Origin of the sequence: Melissospora conviva (genome assembly GCF_049523535.1) — a bacterium.
Lineage (GTDB): Bacteria > Actinomycetota > Actinomycetes > Mycobacteriales > Micromonosporaceae > Melissospora > Melissospora conviva.
In genome coordinates this window covers 289,729-290,247 of sequence record NZ_JBLLDT010000001.1, presented here as the reverse complement: position 1 = coordinate 290,247, position 519 = coordinate 289,729, and the positions used below count along the sequence as shown (strand labels likewise).

Annotated in this window: 1 protein-coding gene; it reads right to left on the bottom strand. The window is 66.9% G+C overall.

The features are described 5' to 3' along the window. A partial coding sequence (locus ACK8GG_RS01505) for a HAMP domain-containing protein (protein ID WP_440355673.1) occupies window positions 1–519 on the bottom strand: 519 nt, incomplete at both ends.

Genomic DNA, 519 nt, shown 5'->3' with positions numbered 1-519 from the left:
GCGCGTCGACGGTGATCTTCTGCGACAGGTCACCCTTGGCGACGGCGGTGGAGACCTGGGCGATGTTGCGGACCTGAGATGTCAGGTTCGACGCCATCGAGTTCACATTGTCGGTCAGGTCGCGCCAGGTGCCGGCCACGCCGCGCACCTGGGCCTGGCCACCGAGCTTGCCCTCGGTGCCCACCTCACGGGCCACCCGCGTCACCTCGTCGGCGAACGACGACAGCTGATCCACCATCGTGTTGACCGTCGACTTCAGCTCCAGGATCTCGCCCCGCGCGTCAACAGTGATCTTCTGCGACAGGTCACCCTTCGCCACCGCCGTGGTGACCGAGGCGATGTTGCGGACCTGCGACGTCAGGTTCGACGCCATCGAGTTCACGTTGTCGGTCAGGTCCCGCCAGGTGCCCGAGACGCCCTTGACCTGCGCCTGACCGCCCAGCTTGCCCTCGGTGCCCACCTCACGGGCCACCCGCGTCACCTCGTCGGCGAACGACGACAGCTGATCCACCATCGTGT